At 70.9% G+C, this 22,869-nt stretch carries 18 protein-coding genes and 1 pseudogene; 15 read left to right on the plus strand and 4 right to left on the minus strand.

Features of this window, described 5'->3' with window-relative positions; translation table 11 throughout:
* Window positions 1-78: 78 nt before the first annotated feature.
* On the plus strand, window positions 79-3,705 hold the full coding sequence (mfd, locus tag DEU37_RS05320) for a transcription-repair coupling factor (RefSeq protein ID WP_259457143.1): 3,627 nt from the start codon (window positions 79-81) through the stop codon (window positions 3,703-3,705).
* Between the two features lie 34 nt (window positions 3,706-3,739).
* On the opposite strand, the gene DEU37_RS05325 is transcribed toward mfd, so the two are convergent.
* A complete protein-coding gene (locus DEU37_RS05325; RefSeq protein ID WP_121189550.1) occupies window positions 3,740-5,179 on the minus strand; it encodes a basic amino acid/polyamine antiporter in 1,440 nt (479 codons plus the stop codon).
* Window positions 5,180-5,294: 115 nt separating this feature from the next.
* Here DEU37_RS05325 and DEU37_RS05330 point away from each other — a divergent pair, with 115 nt between their 5' ends.
* Window positions 5,295-5,894: a gamma carbonic anhydrase family protein gene (locus DEU37_RS05330; protein ID WP_121189551.1), complete on the plus strand. Its 600-nt coding sequence runs from the start codon at window positions 5,295-5,297 to the stop codon at window positions 5,892-5,894.
* Between the two features lie 30 nt (window positions 5,895-5,924).
* Here the strand turns inward: DEU37_RS05330 and DEU37_RS05335 are convergent, their stop codons facing one another.
* Window positions 5,925-8,597 carry a phosphoenolpyruvate carboxylase gene (locus tag DEU37_RS05335; protein ID WP_121189552.1) on the minus strand — a complete coding sequence of 891 codons (2,673 nt, stop codon included), beginning with the start codon at window positions 8,595-8,597 and terminating at the stop codon, window positions 5,925-5,927.
* Between the two features lie 180 nt (window positions 8,598-8,777).
* On the opposite strand from DEU37_RS05335, the gene DEU37_RS05340 reads away from it, so the two are divergent.
* Genes DEU37_RS05340 through DEU37_RS05350 form a run of 3 tightly spaced genes read left to right on the plus strand, consistent with a single transcriptional unit; the run spans window position 8,778 to window position 11,936 of the window.
* Window positions 8,778-9,932, plus strand: a complete 1,155-nt coding sequence (locus DEU37_RS05340; protein ID WP_121189654.1) for a Na+/H+ antiporter NhaA — start codon at window positions 8,778-8,780, stop codon at window positions 9,930-9,932.
* A complete protein-coding gene (locus tag DEU37_RS05345; protein WP_121189553.1) occupies window positions 9,896-10,633 on the plus strand; it encodes a MazG family protein in 738 nt (245 codons plus the stop codon). Before DEU37_RS05340 ends, DEU37_RS05345 begins: the two co-directional genes overlap by 37 nt.
* Before the next feature lie 31 nt (window positions 10,634-10,664).
* On the plus strand, window positions 10,665-11,936 hold the full coding sequence (locus tag DEU37_RS05350; protein WP_220699823.1) for a HisS family protein: 1,272 nt from the start codon (window positions 10,665-10,667) through the stop codon (window positions 11,934-11,936).
* Here DEU37_RS05350 and DEU37_RS15025 read toward each other — a convergent pair.
* Window positions 11,897-12,388, minus strand: a pseudogene (locus DEU37_RS15025) (XRE family transcriptional regulator); the annotation flags it as partial. The gene DEU37_RS05350 and the pseudogene DEU37_RS15025 overlap by 40 nt on opposite strands.
* A gap of 12 nt (window positions 12,389-12,400) precedes the next feature.
* Window positions 12,401-12,796, minus strand: a complete 396-nt coding sequence (locus DEU37_RS15030; protein WP_259457144.1) for a helix-turn-helix transcriptional regulator — start codon at window positions 12,794-12,796, stop codon at window positions 12,401-12,403.
* A 113-nt stretch (window positions 12,797-12,909) separates the two neighbouring features.
* Here DEU37_RS15030 and DEU37_RS05360 point away from each other — a divergent pair, with 113 nt between their 5' ends.
* From DEU37_RS05360 to DEU37_RS05405, 10 genes are all read left to right on the plus strand, one after another.
* Entirely contained in the window at window positions 12,910-14,352 is a 1,443-nt protein-coding gene (locus tag DEU37_RS05360; protein WP_121189555.1) for an MFS transporter, read from the plus strand.
* 130 nt (window positions 14,353-14,482) lie between these two features.
* Complete coding sequence (locus DEU37_RS05365) at window positions 14,483-15,265, plus strand: SGNH/GDSL hydrolase family protein (protein ID WP_121189556.1); 783 nt, start codon at window positions 14,483-14,485, stop codon at window positions 15,263-15,265.
* 71 nt (window positions 15,266-15,336) lie between these two features.
* Window positions 15,337-15,702, plus strand: coding sequence for a GntR family transcriptional regulator (locus DEU37_RS05370; protein ID WP_121189557.1), 366 nt, complete (start codon window positions 15,337-15,339; stop codon window positions 15,700-15,702).
* On the plus strand, window positions 15,699-16,703 hold the full coding sequence (locus DEU37_RS05375; protein WP_121189558.1) for a DUF1648 domain-containing protein: 1,005 nt from the start codon (window positions 15,699-15,701) through the stop codon (window positions 16,701-16,703). Before DEU37_RS05370 ends, DEU37_RS05375 begins: the two co-directional genes overlap by 4 nt.
* 31 nt (window positions 16,704-16,734) lie before the next feature.
* The gene (locus DEU37_RS05380) at window positions 16,735-17,403 is read left to right on the plus strand and encodes an O-methyltransferase (protein ID WP_121189655.1); all 669 of its coding nucleotides are present in this window, start codon (window positions 16,735-16,737) and stop codon (window positions 17,401-17,403) included.
* 109 nt (window positions 17,404-17,512) lie between these two features.
* Window positions 17,513-18,793, plus strand: coding sequence for a phosphopyruvate hydratase (gene eno, locus DEU37_RS05385; RefSeq protein WP_005052537.1), 1,281 nt, complete (start codon window positions 17,513-17,515; stop codon window positions 18,791-18,793).
* A 72-nt stretch (window positions 18,794-18,865) separates the two neighbouring features.
* Window positions 18,866-19,393 carry a septum formation initiator family protein gene (locus tag DEU37_RS05390; RefSeq protein WP_121189559.1) on the plus strand — a complete coding sequence of 176 codons (528 nt, stop codon included), beginning with the start codon at window positions 18,866-18,868 and terminating at the stop codon, window positions 19,391-19,393.
* An 86-nt stretch (window positions 19,394-19,479) separates the two neighbouring features.
* Window positions 19,480-19,950 (plus strand): DUF501 domain-containing protein, encoded by a 471-nt coding sequence (locus tag DEU37_RS05395; RefSeq protein ID WP_121189560.1) that lies wholly within the window; start codon window positions 19,480-19,482, stop codon window positions 19,948-19,950.
* Window positions 19,947-21,314, plus strand: coding sequence for a S8 family serine peptidase (locus tag DEU37_RS05400; RefSeq protein WP_259457145.1), 1,368 nt, complete (start codon window positions 19,947-19,949; stop codon window positions 21,312-21,314). Before DEU37_RS05395 ends, DEU37_RS05400 begins: the two co-directional genes overlap by 4 nt.
* Before the next feature lie 20 nt (window positions 21,315-21,334).
* On the plus strand, window positions 21,335-22,804 hold the full coding sequence (locus DEU37_RS05405) for an NAD(P)/FAD-dependent oxidoreductase (protein WP_396652191.1): 1,470 nt from the start codon (window positions 21,335-21,337) through the stop codon (window positions 22,802-22,804).
* The last annotated feature ends 65 nt before the right edge of the window (window positions 22,805-22,869 follow it).

A 22,869-nucleotide genomic window follows, 5' to 3' on the forward strand; every position in this document is an offset into this window, starting at 1 on the left:
GGAGCCACATCGTCGCGCACCGCTCACGCGGGGCCGGCGGGCGAAGCGCGTGTCGGTGGGGCGCCGTAGACTCGTTCGGTGACAGTTTCCGGGATCGTTCGCGCCCTCCTTCAGGCGGACGTGGTCCGCGAATCGGTCGAGTCGGCGCTGTCAGACGCCGATTTCTCGATGATTCCGGGGCTGGACGCACCGCTGCTGGCCGCGCTGCTGGATCGTCGGCGCGCGGCGGGTCTGCCGGGCGTGCTGTTGGCCGTGGCGCCCACGGGGCGCCGGGCGGAGGCGCTCGGGGCGGCGTTGTCCGACGTCATCCCGGATGCCGAGGTGCTGCACTTTCCGGCCTGGGAGACGCTTCCGCACGAGCGGCTGAGCCCCTCGCCCGAGACGGTCGGACGCCGCCTGGCTCTGCTGCGTGCCGTCGCGAGCTGGGACGGACGACGCCCGCTCGTCGTGACCGCCTCCGTGCGCAGCGCCCTTCAGCCCCTCGCGGCCGGACTCACCGACGCGGGGGTCATCGCACTGTCGGTGGGCGGACGTGGATACGACCTCGATGGCGTGACGCGCCGCCTCGTGGACCTGGCCTACCACCGGGTCGACATGGTGTCCCGCCGCGGCGAGTTCGCCGTTCGCGGCGGCATCCTCGACGTCTTCCCGCCGGCGGCCGACCACCCGTATCGGGTCGAGTTCTTCGGCGACGAGATCGATCAGATCCGCGCGTTCTCCGTCGCCGACCAGCGCTCTCTGCCCGGAGAGATGACAGAGATCAAACTCCTGCCCAGCCGCGAGCTGCTGTTGACGCCCGAGGTCCGGGAGCGCGCGGCGGCGCTGCGCGAGCGCTTCCCCGGTCTGCGAAGCATGCTGGAGAAGATGAGTGAGGGGATCCCCGTGGAGGGAATGGAATCCCTCCTGCCCGTGCTCGCCGACGCGGTGGTGCCGCTCATCGACTACCTGCCGTCCGGTGCGGCGGTCGCACTCGTCGATCCGGAGCGTGCCGTCGGCCGCGCCATGACTCTGGGGGAGACGAACCGCGAGTTCCTCGAGGCGGCGTGGAGCGCCGCCGTCGCCGGCGCCGACACCCCGATCGACCTGGGCTCCGGAGACTTCCTCACCCTGCCCGAGCTGCAGGCGGCGACGTCGGTCCGCTCCGGCGTGTGGTGGACCCTCAGCGGCTTCGATTCGGGTGAGGCGGATGCCGCGGCCGACCTCGCCGGCCTCGCCTCCGCGCCGCGCAGCGATGTCGTCCGCGTGCCCGGATCGGCGGTGCCGTCTTTCCAGGGCAACGTCGACGGCGCGACCGCGCACGTCGCACACCTGCTCGCCGAGGGGTGGCGTGTCGTGGTCGCGGCCTCGGGTGTGGGACTGGTCGATCGCGCCCGCGACGTGCTCGCCGAGCGGGGCATCGCCGCGCGCAGCGTCGACGGGCTCCACGATGCTCCGGAAGCGGGCGTCGCCGTCACGGTCGTCGGAGCGTTGGAGAGCGGCTTCGAGCAGCCCGAAGCGCGACTGGCCGTGCTCACCGAGGCGGAGTTCTACGGCCGCACGATCGGCGCCGACAGCCGGGTCGTGAAGAAGCTCGCCTCCCGTCGCCGCAACGTCGTCGACCCGCTGCAGCTGAAGGCGGGCGACATCGTCGTGCACGCCACCCACGGCATCGGCCGCTTCGTCGAGCTGGTGCAGCGCGAGGTCTCCAGCGGCGGCCGCAACGCGGTCAAGACCACACGCGAGTACCTCGTGCTCGAGTACGCCCCCTCCAAGCGCGGGCACCCCGGCGACAAGCTCTTCGTCCCCACCGACCAGCTCGATCTGCTGAGCAAGTACGTCGGCGGCGAAGCGCCCACGCTGTCGAAGATGGGCGGCAGCGACTGGGCGGCGGCCAAGGGCAAGGCCCGAAAGGCCGTCCGCGACATCGCGGTCGAACTCGTGAAGCTCTACTCCGCGCGCATGGCCGCCAAGGGCTACGCGTTCGGTCCGGACACGCCGTGGCAGCGCGAGCTGGAGGAGGCGTTCCCCTTCGCCGAGACTCCCGACCAGCTGCAGACCATCGAGGAGATCAAGGCCGACATGGAGCGGCCGATCCCGATGGACCGCCTGCTCTCGGGCGATGTCGGCTTCGGCAAGACCGAGGTCGCGGTGCGTGCCGCCTTCAAGGCTATCCAGGACGGCAAGCAGGTCGCCATGCTCGTGCCCACGACGCTGCTGGTCAAACAGCACCTCGACACGTTCACCGAGCGGTTCGCAGGCTTTCCCGTGAAGGTGCGTCCGCTCTCGCGGTTCCAGTCCGACAAGGAAGCGCGCGAGATCGTCGCGGGCCTTCTCGAGGGCAGCGTCGACATGGTCATCGGGACCCACCGCATCCTCACCGAGAAGGTCGCCTTCAAAGATCTCGGGCTCATGATCATCGACGAGGAGCAGCGCTTCGGCGTCGAGCACAAGGATGCGCTGAAGAAGCTCAAGACGAATGTCGACATCCTCGCGATGAGCGCGACCCCGATCCCGCGAACACTCGAGATGGCCGTCACCGGCATCCGCGAGATGTCGACGCTGCAGACGCCGCCCGAGGACCGGCATCCGATCCTCTCCTACGTCGGCCCGCGCAGCGACAAGCAGATCGCCGCGGCGATCCGCCGGGAGCTCCTGCGCGAGGGGCAGATCTTCTACGTCCACAACCGCGTGCAGTCGATCCAACGCGTCGCCGCCCAGCTCGCCGAGCTGGTGCCCGAAGCGCGGGTCGCCGTCGCCCACGGTCAGATGGGCGAGCATGCGCTCGAGGAGGTCGTGGACGGCTTCTGGGAACGGCGCTTCGACGTGCTGGTGTCGACGACCATCATCGAGACCGGCCTGGACATCTCCAACGCCAACACGATCATCATCGACCGTGCCGACAAGTACGGCCTCAGCCAGCTCCACCAGCTGCGCGGGCGCGTCGGTCGCGGGCGGGAGCGCGCATACGCGTACTTCCTCTACGACGAGATGAAGCCGCTGTCGGAGACCGCGGCCGATCGCCTGGAGACCATCGCCGTCAACAACGACCTCGGCAGCGGCATGCAGGTCGCCCTGAAGGACCTCGAGCTGCGCGGTGCCGGCAATCTCCTGGGCGCCGAGCAGGCCGGCCACATCGCCGGCGTCGGCTTCGACCTCTACCTGCGCATGATCGGCGAAGCGGTCGCGACGTTCCGCGGCGACGAGGTGGACGGGCCGACCGAGCTGCGCCTGGAGCTGCCGATCGACGCGCGTCTGCCCGAGAGCTACATCGACAGTGAGCGGTTGCGTCTGGAGGCGTACCAGAAGCTCTCCGCAGCGGCCTCGCCCGATGCGCGCACGCGCGGCGGGGATGCCGGGTCCTCGACCGACCCGATCGACCTCGTGATCGAGGAGCTCACCGACCGCTACGGCACGCCGCCACGCGAAGTCGATGGGCTCGTCGCCATCGCGCGCCTGCGCCGTCGCGCCGCCGTCGCGGGCCTCAGCGACGTCGTCGCGATGGGGCCGAACCTGCGGGTCGTGCCGGCGCCGGCATCCGATTCTCTGCGCGTGCGGCTGCAGCGGCTATATCCGAAATCTAAGGTGCTGGCGGGCGGCGAGGCGATGATCGTTCCGCTGCCGACGGCGGCGGGGGAGCCGCTCGGCGACGGCGATCTCATCGCCTGGGTCGCTCAGCTCATCGACCAGCTCTACCCGCTCCCGGTCGCCGAGGCCGTCGAAGCCTGAGCGCGCTCTCGGGCCCTGCGCCGGTGGCCCGCGCTCAGACGGTGATCGTCCCGAGCGCCAGCAGCACGGCGGCAGCGATCGCCGCCGCGCCCGCGACGGCGAAGACGACCCCCTCCCACGGGGTGAACACGCGCTCGCCGTTCCGACGTCGGGCGAGGGCGAACAGCAGGGTCCCGGGGACGAGCACGAGCGTCGCGAGCAGCAGGTACTGGCCGCCCGCGGCCGCCAGGAGGAAGATCGTGTACCCCGTGGCGCAGACGGCGACCACGACCGCGCCGGCGACGCGCAGCGACGGCGCCGACCGGGCATCGGCGAGCGCGACGCGCAGGTCGTAGCCCGCCGTCAGCACGTAGGGGATGAGCGCGAACGCACTCGTCAGGCTGAGGGCGACGTTGAACGCGTTCGTCGAGAAGAGCACCACGATCAGGAGCACCTGCACGAGCAGGGTGGACATCGTGAGCGCGCCGACGGGGACGTCTCGGTCGTTGGTGCGGGCGAACACCGGGGGCAGGTCGCCGTCGCGTGCGGCGACGAGCAGGACCTCCGCGGCCATCAGCGTCCAGGAGAGGTACGCCCCGAGCACCGCGACGATCAGGGAGACACCGACGAACCCGGCTCCCCACGGCCCGACGACCTCGGCCAGCACCCCGGCCATGGAGGGCTGCGCCAGCGCCGCGATGCGCTCGCGCGGCAGGATTCCGAACGACACGATCGTGACCGACAGGAAGATCGCCAGGACGCTGACGAATCCCAGCACCGTCGCCCGTCCCACATCGCGCCGACGGCGGGCATGCCGGGAGTAGGCGCTGGCGCCCTCCACCCCGATGAAGGCGAACACCGTCACGAGGAGGGTCCCGCGCACCTGGTCGTACAGCGGCAGGTCGGCGGGGCCGGAGATGTTCGCCGCGAAGACGGCGGGGTCGAACGCGAACAGGCAGAGGAAGACGAACGCGACGATCGGCAGCACCTTGGCGACGCTCACGATGCGGTTCACGGCGGCGGCCTCGCGCGTGCCGCGGCGCACGAGGAGGAAGAACACCCAGAGGCCGGCCGACGAGACCGCGACGGCGACGGGCGTGTCGCCCCCGGCGACGGCGGGGACGACCGCGCCCACCGTCGACATGATGAACACCCAGTAGAAGACATTGCCCGCGCACGCGCTCGCCCAGTAGCCGAACGCGGAGAGGAACCCCAGGTAGCGCCCGAAACCGGCGCGCGCGTAGGAGTAGACCCCGGCATCCAGCTCGGGGCGCCGGGCGGCGAGGCGCTGGAAGACGAGCGCCAGCATGAACATCCCCGTGCCCGCCACGGCCCACGCGACGAGGGAGCCGACGACGCCGGTCTGCGCCGAGAACGTGCCGGGAAGCGAGAAGACACCCGCGCCCACCATCGAGCCGACGACGAACGTCGACAGGGTGAGGGTCGAGACGGTCGCGGGTGCGGGCACGGACCGGGCGACGACGGAATCTGACACAGCGGAACTCTCCGGCCGCGGACACGGTCGGTGCGGCCTGTAACACCCTAACGGCGGTGCGCCGGGCCTCGACGTCGCCCCTCGCGCGTCCTAGGGTGAGGGCGGGAGGACGATCATGCAGTTCGAACACCTCGGGGTGCGCCCCCGTATCCATCCCGACGCGGTGATCGCGCCGACCGCGGTGATCTCGGGGGACGTCGAGATCGGCGCCGGATGCCAGATCCTGCACGGCGCGGTGCTGACGGCCGAGGGCGGGCCGATCACGCTCGGAGCGCACGTCATCGTGATGGAGAACGCCCTGATCCGGGCGAGCGCCGCTCATCCCGTGCACATCGGCTCGCACGTCCTCGTCGGGCCCACCGCGAGCATCTCGGGTGCGACGGTGGGCGACGAGGTCTTCCTCGCCACCGGGGTCCGCGTCTTCAACGGCGCCCGCATCGGCGATCGCACCGAGGTGCGCGTCGGTGCGATCGTGCACCTGCGCACGGTCGTGCCGCCGGATGCCGTGGTGCCGATCGGATGGGTCGCCGTGGGCGATCCCGCTCAGATGCTGTCGCCCGATCGTCACGAGGAGATCTGGGCGCTGCAGAAGGAGCTGGACTTCCCGGGGTTCGTCTTCGGTCTGGATCGGGAGACGCCCGATCTCATGGTCCAGCTCACCGAGCGCTACGGCGCGGCGCTCGCGCGCCACACCGACGACCGCCGCGTGGACTGAGCCCCCGCGGCGGTCGTCATCGGGACGTGATCACCCCGTGTTCTGCAGTCCGGCCGAGACGCCGGAGACGCTCAGCAGCAGCAGACGTTGCCACTGCGGCAGGTCGGCTTCGTCGTGCTCGCCCGTGCGGAGCGTCCGCAGGGCACGCAGCTGGAGCAGCGAGAGCGCATCGACGTACGGGCTGCGCATCTTGACGGCGCGCTGCAGGACGGGCTTGTTCGACAGGAGCTCGTCACCCCCGACGATGCGGACGACCCAGTCGCCGGTGAGCTGCAGCTCCTCCACGACGAGGTCGGCCAGATCCGCGCGGTCACCGAGGTCGAGGTAGCGGCGCGCGATGCGACCGTCGGCCTTCGCGAGGCTCATGCCGACGTTGTCGATGACGGTGCGAAACAGCGGCCACTCGGCGTACGCCCGACGCAGCAGGTCGACATCTCCGACGGCCTCCAGCGCGGAGCCCAGACCGAACCAGCCGGCCAGGTTGATGCGGGCCTGCGACCATGCGAAGACCCAGGGGATGGCGCGAAGGTCTTCGAGGGACTCGACCGACAGGCCGCGTCGAGCGGGACGTGAGCCCAGCGCCAGCAGACCGATCTCCTCCATCGGCGTCACGGTCGCGAACCACGACGCGAATCCCTCGGCCTTGACCAGCGAGAAGAACCGCGCACGCGAAGCGGCATCCATCGTCGCCGCGACCTCGGCGTAGCGCTCGGCTGCGGCGCTGTTGCGCTTTTCGATCGACGGAGCGGAAGCGAGCAGGACGGCGGCGGCGACCTGGTCGATGTGACGCATCGCGATGTTGGGGTCGCCGTAGCGCGCGAAGATCACTTCGCCCTGCTCGGTGAGCTTGAATCGTCCGTCGACCGAGTGCGGAGGCTGCGCCAGGATGGCCGAGTTGGCCGGTCCGCCGCCGCGACCGAGCGCGCCGCCGCGTCCGTGGAAGAGGGTGAGGTGGATGCCGGACTCCTTGGCCCACGCGGCGATCTTCGCCTGTGCCTCGTAGAGCGCGAGGTTGGCGGCGACGGGGCCGACGTCCTTCGAGGAGTCCGAGTAGCCGAGCATGACCTCGAGGCGCCGGTCGGTGGCTTCCAGCCGTGCGGCGAACTGCGGGTGATGGACGATCTCGGCCATGATGCCGGGCGCGGCCTGCAGATCGGCGAAGGTCTCGAACAGCGGAATCACGTCGAGGACCGGAACGGCGCCCCCGGGCCCGACCGCCAGGCGCGCGAGCTCGTGCACGGCGGCGAGGTCGGCGGCGGACTGCGTGAACGAGACGATGTAGCGGCCGGCGGCGCGCGGTCCGTAGCGGTTCTGGATCTGCGCGATCGTGCGGAAGACCTCGAGGACCTCCTCCGCCTGCGTGCTCAGCGGCTCACCGCTGGCAGCTTCGGCGAGCACCTTGGCGTGGACGGCGGAGTGCTGACGCACCTCGAGTTCGGCGAGGTGGAAGCCGAACGTCTCCACCTGCCACAGCAGCTGCTGGAGGTGTCCGTACGCCTGGCGCGGGGCACCCGCATCGACGAGGGACTGCTGCACGGTGCGCAGATCGGCCAGCAGCGCGTCGGGGTCGCGATACGCGAGATCGGCGTCGCGCTTGCGCGTGGCGGTGATCCGGCGGGCGATCAGCAGCATCGTGCGCTTGTGCGGCTCGACCTTGGCGCGCTTGGCGGCATCCGCGGCACCGTCCTCGTCGGCGTCCGCCAGACGCTGCAGCAGGCCGAGCAGCTCCGCGGTGGGCGGGGTCGTGTCCTCGGACAGCGTGAGCGTCTTGGCGATCCGCACGGCGGAGCGCTCCAGGCCCAGCAGGATATGCTCCGCACCGATCGACGCGGCCTTCTTCGTGACGGCCGCGGTCACGAACGGGTTGCCGTCGCGGTCGCCGCCCACCCACGTGCCGAGGCGGACGAAGGGACGGATGACGGGTGCCCGGCCGCCGGCAGCGGGTCCCTGCAGCGCATCGTCGACGCGCCGGTAGACGTGAGGGACGGCCGTGTAGAGAGTCTCGTCGAAGACCGCCATGATGGCACGCACCTCGTCGACCGGCGTCGGCTTCTCCGCCCGCAGCGGCGCCGTGCGCCAGAGCGTGTCGATCTCCTCCAGCATGCGCCGCTCCGCACGCCGCTCGTCCGCGCCGCCGTCGAGCGAGGCATCGCGCTCGGTGAGCAGAGTCACCAGACGTCGGATGCTGGTGGACACCGCGCGACGGCGCGCCTCGGTGGGATGAGCCGTGAACACGGGGTGAAAGCGCATCGCCTGCAGACGGGCGAGGGCGGTGTCGTCGCCGACCTCCGCCGCCAGGCGCACGAAGGCCGCGGCCACCGAGTCGGCCGCGTCCTCTCGCTCAGGGCGCCCGTCGCGCTCGCGCAGGACACGCACACGCTGGTGTTCTTCGGCGAGGTTGACGAGATGGAAGTAGACCGTGAACGCACGGGCGACCTCGTCGGCGCGCTCCACGGAGAAGGACTCGGCGATCTGCGCCGCCCGCTCGAAGGCCTCCGCTGACTCATCGCTGTACGCGGCGATGGTGGCCAGGCGCAGTCGCTCGACGTCGTCGTAGAGCCCTGGGGAGCCGCTTTCGCGCAGGACACGACCGAGCAGAGCGCCGAGCATCCGCACGTCGGCACGCAGGCGCTCCGGCAGTTCGTTCTCGGCCTCATCGCGGCCGACGAGGTCGATCGCTTCGGTTCGGGTGAGTTCGCGCATGAGACCACGGTAATGGCACGGTGTTTCACATTTGTCACGGGGTAGGCTGACAGGGCGGGGTGACGACGTTTTATGACACCCCGACTGCGACGCGACGGCTCCGTTTGCTCTGCGCGTCGTCGGACGGTGTGCCGGGAAGCCTGGTCGGCAAGTCCCGTTCGTCGACCCTCCGGAGTGACCGTGTCCTTGTTGCGATCTGCCCGCTTTCCCGCCGTTCTGCTTCTCGTCGCCGCCTCGATCGGCCTGGTGCTGGCCAATAGCGCGGCTGCGCCGATCGCCTTCGCCGTCGCCGACGACGCGCACATCGGCATTCCGGGTGTCATCGATCTGTCCGTGCGCCACTGGATCTCCGACGGCCTGCTCGCCGTCTTCTTCTTCGTCGCCGCGGTCGAACTGCAGTTCGAGCTGACGAGCGGTCAGCTGGCGTCCCCGCGACGCGCGGTCCTGCCTGCGATCGCGGCAGCCGGCGGCGTGCTCGTACCCGTGGCGCTGTATCTGCTCATCGCCGGCGGGCACGCGACCGGTGCCGGATGGCCGATTCCCACAGCCACCGACATCGCCTTCGCGCTGGGCGTGCTCGCCGTCTTCGGCCGCGGGCTGCCCTCCGGTGTCCGCATCTTCCTGCTCGCGCTGGCCATCCTCGACGACATCGTGGGCATCGTCTTCATCGCGGTGCTGTTCACGGCGGATGTCGACTTCGCCATGATGCTGCTCGCGCTGGTGTTCGTCGTCGTGTTCGCCACCTGCAGTCGGCTCCTCGACACCCGTGCCCGGCCGGTCGCCATCGTCGGCCTCATCGTGAGCGCGATCGGCACCTGGTACGCGGTGCACGAGTCGGGCGTGCATGCGACCATCGCCGGGGTCGTCCTCGGGCTGACGATGGCCCAGCAGCCCGCCTTGCGGGCTCGTCACGCCATCGAACCGTGGGTCAACGCGATCGTGCTGCCGCTGTTCGCGCTGTGCGCAGCCCTCGTCACGATCCCCGCGGTGTCTGCCGGAGAGCTCTCGCCGGCCTTCTGGGGCGTTCTGGTCGCCCTGCCCGTCGGCAAGATCATCGGCATCGCCGTGGCGGGCGCCCTGGCGCAGCACCTGCTGCGGGTTCCGAAGACCGACCGGCTCGCCGGCGGCGACCTTCTCGCGGCGGGCGCCCTCGGCGGTATCGGCTTCACCGTGTCGCTGCTGCTCAGCGAGCTGGCGTTCTCCGGGGCGCCCGACATCCGCGATCAGGCCACTCTCGGCGTGCTCGCCGGATCGGCGATCTCGCTCGTGATCGCCGGGATCCTCGTATCGTGGCGGGCATGGCATCATCGACGCCGGAGCACGGCGACCGTCTGAGTCCGATCGATCCGGCGCCGATCGCCCGCGCCGACGCCCTCCGACGCGCCGCCGACGTCATGGCGGCGGTACGGGAGCGATGTGTCTGGTCGGCGCGCATCACGCATGAGGATCTCGTGCCGTACCTCGTGGAAGAGTCGGCCGAACTGATCGACGCGGTCGAGGCGGGAACGCGCGCGGACCTTCGCGAAGAGCTCGGCGATCTGCTCTGGCAAGTGCTGTTCCACGCCGCGGTGGCCGCGGACGCGACGGAGGATCCGTTCGACATCGACGACGTCGCCGACGCGCTTGCCGACAAGATGATCCGGCGGCATCCGCACGTGTTCGGGGATGCCGTCGCCACCACCCCCGAAGAGGTGCTCGTCCACTGGAATGCCGCGAAGACCGCCGAAAAGCGCGACCGGCGATCCGTGCTCGACGGGGTCTCGGCCCACATGCCCTCCCTCGCGCTGGCGCAGAAGCTGCTGGGCCGCGCCGCCGCGCTCCCGTTGTCGTCGTCTCGCACGCCCGGTGGGCAGGACCGGACGCCCGTGGGCGCCCAGAGCGAGGAGGAGCTGGGGGAGGCGCTGCTCGGGCTCGTGTCGCTCGCGCAGGAGCGTGGGTGGGATGCCGAGCGGGCGCTTCGGGTCAGGATCCGAGGCCTGGAGGACGAAGTGAGGGCCGTCGAGGCCTCGTCGGCATCCGACGACCTGGAAGAATGATCGCGTGGCATCCGTGAACCCGCCGCGCGGAATGCGCGACTTCCTCCCCGCCGACAAGACCCGTCGCGAGCGCGTGCTCGCCGTCATCCGTGAGCGCTACCGCGCGCACGGGTTCGATGAGATCGAGACCCCGGTGATGGAGGACTACGACCGGCTCCACGCGGGCATCGGCGGCGACAATGAGAAGCTCGCTTTCAACGTCCTCAAGCGGGGACTGGATGCCGATGCGATCCGCGCCGCAGCCGATGACGCGGCCGCGCTCAGCGACCTGGGCCTGCGTTACGACCTCACCGTGCCTCTGGCGCGCTTCTACGCGACGCACCGCGCCGAGCTGCCGACGGTCTTCCGCTCCATTCAGATGGCGCCGGTGTGGCGCGCCGAACGGCCGCAGAAGGGGCGCTACCGCCAGTTCGTGCAGTGCGACATCGACATCATCGGTGACGCGACGGGCCGCGCCGAGGCGGAGCTTCTGGTTGCGAGCCTCGACGCGCTCGATGCGCTCGGTCTGGTCGGCGGCAGCATCCGCATCAACGACCGCCGCGTGCTCGACTGGATGCTCGGCAGCTTCGGTTTCGCTGCGGAGGAGCGTGCCGGCGTACTCATCACCATCGACAAGCTCGACAAGATCGGTGCCGAGGGCGTCGCCGCCGAGCTTCGTGAGCGGGGGGCCACGCCGAACGCCGTCGACGCCTTCGACGCGTTCCTGCGTCGACCACAGACGCGTGAGTACCGTCCGTACGGGCAGGGGCAGATCCTGAAGGCGCTGCCCGAGGGGGCGCCCGCCGACATCGTGGCCGACCTCGTGGCGATCGGCGCGGCGGTCTCGGCGGCCCGCGGGGTCTCTGCGGACGACGCGCAGGGCGCGCCGCTCGTTTTCGATCCGTTCCTCGTGCGCGGGATGGGGTACTACACCGGCACCATCTTCGAGCTCGCCCACCCGAGCGTCACGTACTCGCTCGGCGGGGGCGGTCGCTACGACGGGATGATCGGACGCTTCCTGGGCCAGCAGGTGCCGGCGGTGGGGTTCTCCCTCGGCTTCGAGCGCATCGTCGACCTCCTGGAGGATGCCGACGACGCGGGCATGTCGGCCATCGTCCTCGTGCACGAGCGCGACGTGCCGGTGGGTGAGCTCCTCGCGCTCAAGGCCGCACTGGTCGCCGAGGGGGCGCGGGTGCGTGTGGAGCAGCGCACGAAGAACCTGAAGGCGCTGCTGGAGCGCGCGGCATCCGACGGGTACACATCCTTCGCCACAGTGGCGGCCGGTCAAGCGCCGGAGGCGCTGGAGATCAAGCCGCTCGGCTGAGACGGCGCGGGGGTCGATCCGGACAGCACCGGCTCCTCGGCGGCGTAGCGGGCGAGCACGTCGAGTCGGCGCGCCGTCGCCGCATCCTGCGGGCGGAACCAGACCACCCGCTGTCCGCCGGCCTCGCCCGTCCAGAGGCTCGTCATCGCCAGCTGGAGTGTTCCCCAGCGCGGATGCTCGAGGCGCTTCACCGCGTTGTGTTCGGTGCCCACGTCGCCGCGGCGCCACAGCTCGGCGAAAGGTGGGGACTGCTCCTCGAGCTGGGCGATGAAGCGCTGCCAGCCCGGCTCGTCGTGGTGGCGCCCGTAGGCGGCGCGCAGGCGCGCCACGATCCGCTGCTGGGCGTTGTCGAGGTCGGTGTGCGCGTGTTGCCATGCCGGATCGGTGAAGATGCGGACCGCGCAGTTGCGGCCTTCGGGAGCGATCGTGTCCAGGTCGGCGAAGAGAAACCGGTACGACCGGTTTTACGCACGGATGTCGAAGCGAGCTGTCTGCACGCCGGCGGGATACGGCATGAGCTTGGACAGCAGATCGAGGTGCGCCGCGCTCACGCAGGCGTGCTCGTCCCGTTCGGGAGGAGTCGCGCCGGCCAAGGCGAACAGATGGTCCCGCTCGTCCTCCGTCATGCGCAGCGCCCGGGCGATCGCGCCGAGCACCTGGTCCGATGCGGCGATCGGTCGGCCCTGCTCGAGCCAGGTGTACCAGGTGAGCCCCACCCCGGCGAGTGTGGCGACCTCCTCGCGGCGAAGACCGGCGACGCGCCGCCGGGTGCCCGCGGGAAGGCTGACGTCGGCCGGGCTCAGCCGTTCTCGGCGGGTGCGCAGGAACGCGGCGAACTCGTCCCGGCGATCCGTGCGCATGTCCGCCAGCGTACTGCGCGTCGCAGCCGGGGAGCGCGCGGAGCAGGGTGGCGTCGATACCAGGATGAAGGCACTCCTGGTACCAGGATGGCTCCGCCCGCAGGATGAGCGCTATGACCACGACGGCCTCCCTTCCCACCGTGCCGGCAGGGCACGTGCACACTCTTCCGACGGCGGTGCCCACGTGGCGCTACGTCGGGTTTCTCATCGGTCCGGGTGCGGGTTCCTTCGCCTTCAACGCGGTCACCGTGACGATGCCCCAGCTCCACCAGGCGTTCGCCGCGTCCGAGGTTCAGCTCGAGCTCGTCGTTGCGGGGTACGGCATTCCCTTCGCGGTGCTCCTCATCCTCGGCGGGCGCCTCGGCGACCGCTTCGGACGCCACCTGCTCTTCGCCCTCGGAATGGGGCTGTTCCTGCTGTCAGCCGTGGCCTGCGCGGCCAGCCCGACGATCGAGGTCCTCATCGCCGCACGCGTCCTGCAGGGTGTCGGAGCTTCCCTGTGCACCCCGCAGGTCCTCGCGACGATCCAAGCCACCTCCACCGGGGGAGCGCGCGTGCGGGCCATCGCGGCCTTCGGCGCCAGCGGAGGCATCGGCGCCGCCGCCGGCCAGGTGCTCGGCGGTGCATTGGCGGGTACGACGGTGGCGGGTATCGCCGGCTGGCGGGTGATCTACGTCCTCGTCGCGCTCGCCGCCCTCGCGGCGATCGCCCTCGCCCCGCTCGCGCCGCGATCGCGCGCTCACGAAGCGGTGACGATCGATGTCGCCGGAACGGTGGAGCTCGGTGTCGGCGTTCTGCTGATCGCCTCCGCGCTCACCTTCGGGCCGTCGGCGGGATGGGCGTGGCCGACGCTCGTCGCCCTCGCTGCCGGGGCGGCGGCGCTCGTCGCGCTCTGGGTCCACCAGGATCGCATCGAGCGCTCCGGTCGTGTTCCCCTGCTGCCGCCGAGCATCCTGCGACTGCGCGCCCTGCAGCTCGGACTGGTCGCGGCCGCTCTCTTCTTCACCGGCTACGGTGCGGTGCTCTACGTCATCCCGCGCGCGGTCGAGGCCGGCCTCGGGTACGACTCGCTGACGGCGGGGCTGCTCCTGCTGCCGTTCGCGGTCGTGTTCGCGGTCGTATCTCTCTCGCTCGTGCCGATCCAACGCCGGCTCGGCGTGCGCACTCTCGTCTGGGGTGTGGCGCTGCAACTGATCGCCCTCGTCGGGTTCCTCCTCGTCTCGTTCATCGCGTGGGGGCCGTCGCTGATCTGGTGGGCCCAGCCTGCGCTCGTGTTGCTCGGCGCGGGGCAGGCGCTCGTGTTCTCGCCGCTGACCCAGGCGGTGGTTCGGGAGGTTCCCGTCGAGACGGCGGGTCTGTCGGGGGGCATGTTCAGCACCGTCCAGCAGCTCGCGCTCTCGCTCGGCGTCATCGCGATCGGGGCCGTCACGACGGCGACCGGGTGGAGCGGGCGCGAGGAGGTGGTGGCGGGCTTCGTGCTGGACGCCGTCCTCGCCTGCGGCGTTCTCGCGGTCGCGCTCGTCCTCACGGCAGCGGCCGGGCGCGGGCATCGCTGAGCCCGGCGTCCGTGCCAGGGCACGGCCCGTCACCTTCCGTCCACCCGACGGGAGCGTGTCGTTCACCCGGGGGGAGTGTGATCTGTCCGTGGCATCGCGTTCGCATCGTCGGCGTGCTCTCCGCCCGCGCGTGGCGACGAGCGCGGCGCTCGCCGGCGCGGTCGTCGCCGGTGCGTTCGCCGCGCGGAGCGTGCTGACGCGTCAGGCCGCCCTTGCGCGGCTGCGCATCGGCAAGCCGCTCGGTGAGAGCGCGTTGGAGGCTGACCGCGTGTGGCGGCCGAAGCTCGCCGGCGCGCCGCTCGAGCTGCTGGTTCTGGGCGACTCGATCGCGGCCGGCCTCGGCGCACAGCGGCCCAAAGACGTCCTGGGGGCGCGACTGTCCAAGGGCCTCGCCGACTTCCTGCATCGGCCGGTGCGCCTTCGCACCGTCGCGGTGGTGGGTGCCGAGTCGAAGGATCTCGCGGACCAGCTCGATCGCCTTCCCCCGGACTATCGGGCGGATGCCGCGGTCATCATCGTCGGAGGCAACGACGTGACGCATCGCACGCCGGTCTCGCAGGCGGCGGGTGACCTCGAGGCGGCCGTGCGGCGCCTGGGCGACGCGGGTGCGTCCGTCGTCGTCGGCACCTGTCCCGACCTGGGCGCGTTGCGACCCGTGCCCCAGCCCCTGCGGGCGCTGGGGGCTCAGGCCTCGCGACAGCTCGCCCACGCTCAGGCCGCTGCGGCCCGTCGGGCCGGAGCCCGCGTCGTCTCACTTCGCCGGGCTGTCGGTGCGATGTTCATCGAGAACCCCGACGACATGTTCAGCGTCGATCGCTTCCACCCCAGCGCACTCGGCTACCGGCGCACGGCGGATGCGCTGCTCCCGGAGATCGTCGCAGCGCTCGCCCAGGGCGTGCGCACTCGGGGGTAGTCGGGGGCCGACGAGATTCTTCCGTACGCAAACTGTTCTATTTGTCATAGAATTGTTGTCGGGAGGCCGACATGCTGATCCGCATCGACGCGACGAGCGACGTGCCGCTGTTCGCACAGATCGCGGCATCCGTCCGGGCGGATGCCGTCGCACGTCGCCTCCGCCCCGGTGATCGCCTGCCCTCGGCCCGCGAGGTGGCGTCGGCCCTCGGCATCAACCTGCACACGGTGCTCCACGCCTATCAGCAGCTGCGGGACGAGGGGCTCGTCTCGATGCACCGTGGTCGCGGCGCCGTCGTGACGGCGGCGGCGGACCGTTTGGCTGAGCTGCAGCCCGACATCGCCGACATCGTCGCCCGCGCCCGCGAGCGCGGGCTGTCCCGGCAGGCACTCGCCGCCCTGATCCACCACACGTCCGACCCCGAGGAGTCACCATGACCACGCCACGATCGCGCGCCGTCTCGCGCTTCATCCTCGTCGCGGTGGCGACACCCGTCGTCGCTACCGTCGTCGGCGTGCTGCTGCAGCTCACTGCGGCCGCCGCGCTCCCGGATCCGATTGCCATCCACTGGGGCGCGACGGGGATGCCCGACGGGTTCGGCCCGGCGTGGGTGACGCTGCTGCTGACCGTTGTGGTCGGTCTGGGGATGCCGCTGATCATCGGAGGGTCCGGGCTCGCAGGCCTGCGCCGTGGCGATCGCGGCCCGACCTACCGTCTGATGGGGGCGCTGGCGCCCGCGCTGTCGGTCTTCCTGAGCGCGCTCACGACGGCATCCGTGCTGATCCAGCGCGGTCTGACCGAGGCCGCCGACGGCCCGTCCATCTTCCCGTGGCTGCTCGTGGCCGGAGTCCTCGCCGTCATCGTGGGCATCGCGGCGTGGCTCGTCCAGCCCGACGAACGGTCGGAGCCGGACAGGGCGACCGCGGCGATCGATCCGCCGCTGGCGGCGGGGGAGAGGGCGGTGTGGCTGCGCCGCGTGCGCCTCACCTGGAGCGGCTTCATCGTGCTCGTCGCCGCACTCCTGCTCCTGGTGGTCGTGGCGGCCATCACCATGACCGCCAGCGGCAGCGGCACGGCCTCGACACTCCTCGTCGTCCTCATCGTGCTGCTGGCCGCGACGATCGCGGCCAGCAGCATGTTCCACGTGCGCGTCGACGCGACGGGGCTCTCCGTCACCTCCGTCATGGGCTTCCCGCGCGTGCGCATCCCGGTCGCGCAGATCGCGGATGTCGAGGTCGTCGTGGTGTCTCCGATGGGGGAGTTCGGCGGGTGGGGACTGCGGTGGGCGCCCGGCGGCGGATTCGGGGTCGTGATGCGGACAGGCCCCGCCATCCGCGTGCGGCGGACGAACGGCACCGTGTTCACGGTGACCGTCGACGACGCCGAGACGGGGGCGGCGCTGCTCACGGCCGAGACCGAGCGCGCACGAGGTCGTTGACCCGGCGAGTCCAACCCGGTTGGCTGTCGTCATGCCCGCGCTCTCTCTCGCCGCCGCCCATGAGGTCGACCGTTACCTCGTCGACACGCTCGTCGGCCGCGACGACGCGCTCGAGGCGGCGGTAGCCGCCCAGCGCGCCGCGGACATGCCCGCGATCGAGGTGGCGCCCACGGGCGGCAAGCTGCTGTGGCTGCTCGCACGCCTCAGCGGTGCGCGGCGCGTGCTCGAGATCGGCACGCTCGGGGGATACTCGACGATCTGGCTGGCTCGCGGCATCCCGGACGACGGTCGGGTCGTGACGATCGAGGCCGAGCCCCGCCACGCCGAGGTCGCTCGCGCGAGCATCGACCGCGCCGGCGTGGGCGAGCGCGTCGACATCCGCGTCGGGCGAGGGGCGGACGTGCTGCCGACCCTCGCCCAAGAGGGCCCCTTCGACCTCGTCTTCATCGATGCCGACAAGGAGTCGAACACCGTCTACCTGGACTGGGCGGCTCGTCTGGGGCGGCCCGGCACTATCGTCGTCGTCGACAACGTCGTCCGGGACGGTCGGGTCGCGGATGCCGAGGACCCGAGCCCGCAGGTGCGCGGCGTGCGCGCGGGGTTGGAGATGCTGCGCGACGATCCGCGCTTCACCGCGACGGCGCTGCAGACGCTCGACGCCAAGGGGTGGGACGGCATCGCGCTCGCGCTGGTCGTTTGATCCGGTGGTCGGCCTGTGGGCCCGTCATCCAGGTCACTAGACTCGATGACGGAGCTGGAGTACACCGATGACGCTCCGAGATTCATCCTCCACAAGCAAGGAGTCCCCTGTGGCACTGATCGAGGCTGTAGGCGCACGCGAGATCCTGGATTCGCGTGGCAACCCGACCGTCGAAGTGGAGGTGCTGCTCGACGATGGCATCGTCCAGCGCGCGGCCGTCCCCTCCGGCGCGTCCACCGGCGCCTTCGAGGCGTACGAGCTGCGGGACGGCGACAAGAGCCGGTACGGCGGGAAGGGCGTCCTGAAGGCGGTCACCGCCGTCATCGATGAGCTCGGCCCGGCCATCGAGGGCGTCGAGGCGAGCGAGCAGCGCGTCATCGACGAGATCCTCATCGCCACCGACGGCACGGAGAACAAGTCGCGCTGCGGCGCCAACGCCATCCTGGGCGTGTCCCTGGCCGTCGCGAAGGCCGCCGCCGACAGCGCCGACCTCCCGCTGTTCCGCTACCTCGGCGGACCCAACGCGCACGTCCTGCCCGTGCCGCTGTTCAACGTCATCAACGGCGGCGAGCACGCGGACAACGGCATCGACTTCCAGGAGTACTTCCTCGCGCCCATCGGTGCGGAGACCTACGGCGAGTCCCTCCGCTGGGGCACCGAGGTCTACCACGTCCTCAAGGGCGAGCTGAAGGCGGCGGGCTACAACACCGGCCTCGGCGACGAGGGCGGCTTCGCGCCCGACCTGCCCAGCAACCGCGAGGGCCTCGACTTCCTCATCAAGGCGATCGAGAAGGCCGGCTTCACCCCCGGCAAGGACGTCGCGGTGGGTCTCGACGTCGCGGCGACCGAGTTCTACAAGGACGGCGTGTACACGGTCGAGGGCAAGGCCTGGTCGGCCGAGAAGCTGACCGACTACTTCGCCGACCTCGTCGCCAACTACCCGGTCGTCACGATCGAGGACGCCCTCGCCGAGGACGACTGGGAGGCCTGGAAGCACCTCACCGATGCCATCGGCTCGAAGGTCCAGCTCGTCGGTGACGACCTGTTCGTGACCAACCCGGTGCGCCTGCAGAAGGGCATCGACCTCGGTGTCGCGAACGCTCTGCTCGTGAAGGTCAACCAGATCGGCACGCTGTCCGAGACGCTCGACGCGATCTCGCTGGCCACCCAGAACGGCTACCGCTCGATGCTGTCGCACCGCTCCGGTGAGACCGAGGACACGACCATCGCCGACCTGGCCGTCGCGGTCAACGCGGGTCAGATCAAGACCGGTGCGCCCGCCCGCAGCGAGCGCGTCGCGAAGTACAACCAGCTGCTGCGCATCGAGGAGGAACTCGGCGACGCCGCGGTCTTCGCCGGTCGCGGCGCGTTCCCGCGCTTCAAGGCCTGAGGGTGCTGGAGATTCGCTGAGCGATTCGGGGCGCCTTCCGTCGCACGTCCGCGTGCCACGTAGGCTGGTCCCATGACGAGAGAGGGAGCCGTGCGCACTGCGCCGGCTCCCTCTTCCGCGTCCCGCACGTCGGGCGGACGCCGGGGGTCGGGCCGTGTGGACGTGCGCGCCTGGGCCGGCGGCATCCGCTTCTCGGCCTTCACCGCGATCATGTTGGGCCTGGTCGTGCTGGCCGTCTTCACGCTGGTGCCCACGGTCGGCACGTATCTCGGCCAGCGTCAGCAGATCGCGGCGCTGGCGCACTCGGTTCAGCTGAGCGAAGCGGATGTGGCGAGCCTGCAGCAGCAGAAGGACCGTTGGAACGACCCCGCGTACGTGACCTCCCAGGCGCGGGAGCGACTGTATTACGTGCGACCGGGTGAAGTCGTCTATCTCGTCGACAACGATCTGCCCGCCACCGCGATGCCCCCGACGCAGGCCGCCGTGAGCGCTCAGGTGCAGGAGACCCGCACCGACTGGATGGCGCAGCTGGTGCGCTCGGTCGCCGGGGCGGGTCTGGCTCAGACGGCGGCGGTGCCCCCGGCCGCGCCCGCCGGCTGATCCAGCGGTCGGTCAGCGCGCCCCGGTACCCTTGACGGGTGCCGCATCCCCCTCTCAGCCCCGCTTCCGCCGCCGACCTCGAGGCCATGCGGTCCCAGTTGGGGCGTCCGATGCGTGGCGTCGTCGGCATCGCCGCGCGGTGCGTCTGCGGCAACCCGACGGTTGTCGCCACAGAACCGCGGCTTCCCGACGGCACACCGTTTCCCACGTTCTACTACCTCACCCATCCCGGGGCGACGGCCGCGATGTCGGCATTGGAGGCGAACCAGGTGATGCCCGAGCTCGCCGCCCTGCTTGCCGACGATGAGGACGTCGCCGCCGCGTATCTGGCGGCGCACGAGGCGTACCTGTCCGATCGAGCGGTCTACGGCGACGTGCCGGAGATCGACGGCATCTCCGCGGGCGGGATGCCGACGCGGGTGAAGTGTCTGCATGCCCTGGCGGGGCACGCGTTGGCCGCCGGGGCCGGCGTGAACCCGATCGGCGACCTCGCGCTCGCGCGCGCCGAGTGGTCGCCCGAGCGCTGCACGTGCGCGCACCCGCGGAGCGCGGTGTGAGCGCTCGGCGGCGGCGTGTCGTCGCCGTCGTCGCGGCCGTGCTGATCGCGCTGGGCGGGCAGCTGGCGGCGGGCGCGGCGAGTACTCCTCCTGTCGTCGCTGCGGGCGCGGGCGATCCCGCCCCGGCGGCTCTCACCGCGGCAGCGGCGCCTCTGACGACGGTACCTCCGCCGGGCACGGGCGATCCCGCCCGCGCGGCGGAGTACTGGCTCGACGCGTACGGCGTTCGTCAGGCCTGGCAGACGACCCGTGGCAAGGGGGTGACGATCGCTGTCATCGACACCGGCATCGGCCGTTCTCCGGTCGAGTTCTCCGGCGCCGTCGTCGGGGGAGCGGACTTCTCCGGAGCCGGGTCGTCCGACGGGCGCACCCCGGTGGGAGCCGTCGACGCCAACCACGGCAGCTGGGTCGCCTCGCTGGCCGCTGCGCGCGGAACGGGCGCCGACACCGGCATGATCGGCGTCGCCCCGGAGGCGAGTCTCCTCTCGCTGTCGATCGGGTTCGGCGCGGCATCCTCGGTGCCCTTCGTGCAGCAGGTCGCCGATGCGATGAAGTGGGCGGTCGATCACGGCGCCGACATCATCAACCTGTCGTTCACGACGAACACCCTCACCTGGGATCCGTCCTGGGACGATGCCTTCCAATACGCGTTCGACCACGACGTCGTGGTCGTGGTGGCAGCCGGAAACAAGGGCAGCGGCACCGAGGAGGTGGGTGCACCCGCAACCATCCCCGGGGTACTGACGGTCGGCGGCGTCAACCGTGCGGGCACCGCCAGCGAGCAGGCCTCCACGCAGGGCATCACGATCGGTATCTCCGCACCGAGTGAGCAGCTCCTCGGCGTCTCTGCCGATGGGCAGCTCGTGGTCTGGGACGGCACGAGCGGGGCCGCGCCGATCGTGGCCGGCATCGCCGCGCTCGTGCGTTCGGCCCATCCAGAACTGGATGCCGACAACGTCATCAACCGCATCATCAAGACGGCGCGGCCGGCCGCAGCGGCCACGAAGCTGCCCGACGAGAAGTACGGCTACGGTCTCATCGATGCCAACGCCGCGGTAAGCGCGTCCGTCGGGAGCGTCGACAGCAACCCGATGGGAAGCCTCTCCGACTGGATCCGGCTGTATCGCCGCGCCGACGCCGGTCCGCAGCCCGCGCCGACGTCCTCTCCGGTCACCATCGACCAGCTGCCGGCCGCCGAGACCCTCGACCGGCGTTCTCCGCTGCTGCCCAGCGTCGAGACCCTCCTCTACGGAACCGTGCCGCTCGTGGGGGTGACCCTGACGGCTATACTGGTCGCGCTCGGTGTCACTGCTGTTGCCCGGCGCATCAGATCGGAGCGCGCACCTCGTACTCCGAGCCGTTGATTCAAGGAGTGCTTCCACCTGTGACTCACACAGAGACCAGCACGGCCGCGCGTGCCGTGCCCAAGATCCTCATCGTCGGCGGCGGTTACGCCGGCTTCTACACCGCATGGAAGCTCGAGAAGCACCTGCGCAAGGGTGAGGCCGAGGTCACGATCGTCGACCCGCTGCCCTACATGACGTATCAGCCCTTCCTGCCCGAGGTGGCGGCCGGTGAGATCGAAGCTCGTCACGTCATCGTGGGCCTGCGCCGCCACCTGAAGAAGACGCGTGTGGTCACCGCCAAGGTGACCGGAATCGACCACGCGACGCGCACCGCGACGATCACTCCGGCCGAAGGCGAGCCGTGGCAGGAGAACTACGACCAGATCGTGGTCACCGCCGGCGCCGTCTCGCGCACCTTCCCGATCCCCGGCATCGCCGAGAACGCGATCGGCCTGAAGACGATCGAGGAGGCCGTCGCCGTCCGCGACCGCATCCTCACCAACTTCGACCGTGCGGCCAACCTGCCCGCCGGTCCCGAGCGCGACCGCCTTCTGACCGTCGTGGTCGTCGGTGGCGGATTCGCGGGCATCGAGGTGTTCGCCGAGACGCGCGCTCTGGCTTCCTCGCTGCTCAAGGACTACCCGCAGCTGCGCTTCGAGGACACGCACTTCCACCTCGTCGAGGCGATGGGGCGCATCATGCCCGAGGTGTCGCTGAAGACGAGCGAGTGGGTGCTCAAGGACCTCGCGAAGCGGGGTGCGAACGTGCACCTCGACACCCAGGTCACCGGCGCGGTCGACGGCAACGTCGAGCTCTCGACCGGTGAGGTCCTCCCGACCGATCTGATCATCTGGACCGCCGGCGTCATGGCCAACCCCACCGTCGTGCGGGGCAGCGACCTGCCCGTGGAGGAGCGCGGCCGCATCCGCACCCGTGCCGACCTGCGTGTCGGAACGGCGGACGAGGTCGTCGAGGGTGCATGGGCTGCCGGCGACGTGTCGGCCGTCCCCGACCTCACCGGCAAGGGCGTCGGCGGCTATTGCGTGCCCAACGCGCAGCACGCCGTCCGTCAGGCGAAGCTGCTCGCGAAGAACCTCGTCGCCGTCCTGCGCGACGAGCTGCCTCGCGAGTACATCCACCACAACCTCGGCGCCGTCGCGGGCCTCGGCCTGTACAACGGCGTCTTCCAGTCGCGCAACATCGCGCTCAAGGGCTTCATCGCGTGGTGCGCGCACCGCGGCTACCACGGTCTGGCCATGCCCTCGTGGGAGCGCAAGTGGCGCGTGATCGGCGACTGGTGGCACAACTTCTGGCTCCGCCGCGACAACGTGTCGCTGCAGACCGTCCAGAACCCGCGCTACGTGTTCGAGGAGTTCGCCTCCCGTCCGCGCCCCGCGGCTCCGGCGGCAGCACCGGCAGCACCGGCGATCGACCCGAAGTCCGTCGCCGCCGAGAAGACCGGTGCGGCCGAGCCCAAGGTCGAGGAGAAGGCCACCGCCGCCAGCTGAACCGCGGTTCGCACGTCATGAACCCCCCACCCGCCCCGGCGGTGTGGGGGTTTCGTGCGTGCGGC

Origin of the sequence: Microbacterium sp. AG790 (assembly GCF_003634765.1) — a bacterium.
Taxonomy (GTDB): domain Bacteria; phylum Actinomycetota; class Actinomycetes; order Actinomycetales; family Microbacteriaceae; genus Microbacterium.

What these genes read in the sequence shown, in the direction of transcription:
- DEU37_RS05395 (WP_121189560.1), top strand. Translation starts at nt 19,480, where the DNA reads ATGCGGTCCCAGTTGGGGCGTCCGATGCGTGGCGTCGTCGGCATCGCC.
- DEU37_RS05380 (WP_121189655.1), top strand. Translation starts at nt 16,735, where the DNA reads ATGCCCGCGCTCTCTCTCGCCGCCGCCCATGAGGTCGACCGTTACCTC.
- DEU37_RS05345 (WP_121189553.1), top strand. Translation starts at nt 9,896, where the DNA reads ATGGCATCATCGACGCCGGAGCACGGCGACCGTCTGAGTCCGATCGAT.
- DEU37_RS05350 (WP_220699823.1), top strand. Translation starts at nt 10,665, where the DNA reads ATGCGCGACTTCCTCCCCGCCGACAAGACCCGTCGCGAGCGCGTGCTC.
- DEU37_RS05330 (WP_121189551.1), top strand. Translation starts at nt 5,295, where the DNA reads ATGCAGTTCGAACACCTCGGGGTGCGCCCCCGTATCCATCCCGACGCG.
- DEU37_RS05335 (WP_121189552.1), bottom strand. Translation starts at nt 8,597, where the DNA reads ATGCGCGAACTCACCCGAACCGAAGCGATCGACCTCGTCGGCCGCGAT.
- DEU37_RS15030 (WP_259457144.1), bottom strand. Translation starts at nt 12,796, where the DNA reads ATGCGCACGGATCGCCGGGACGAGTTCGCCGCGTTCCTGCGCACCCGC.
- DEU37_RS05360 (WP_121189555.1), top strand. Translation starts at nt 12,910, where the DNA reads ATGACCACGACGGCCTCCCTTCCCACCGTGCCGGCAGGGCACGTGCAC.
- DEU37_RS05390 (WP_121189559.1), top strand. Translation starts at nt 18,866, where the DNA reads ATGACGAGAGAGGGAGCCGTGCGCACTGCGCCGGCTCCCTCTTCCGCG.
- DEU37_RS05375 (WP_121189558.1), top strand. Translation starts at nt 15,699, where the DNA reads ATGACCACGCCACGATCGCGCGCCGTCTCGCGCTTCATCCTCGTCGCG.
- DEU37_RS05370 (WP_121189557.1), top strand. Translation starts at nt 15,337, where the DNA reads ATGCTGATCCGCATCGACGCGACGAGCGACGTGCCGCTGTTCGCACAG.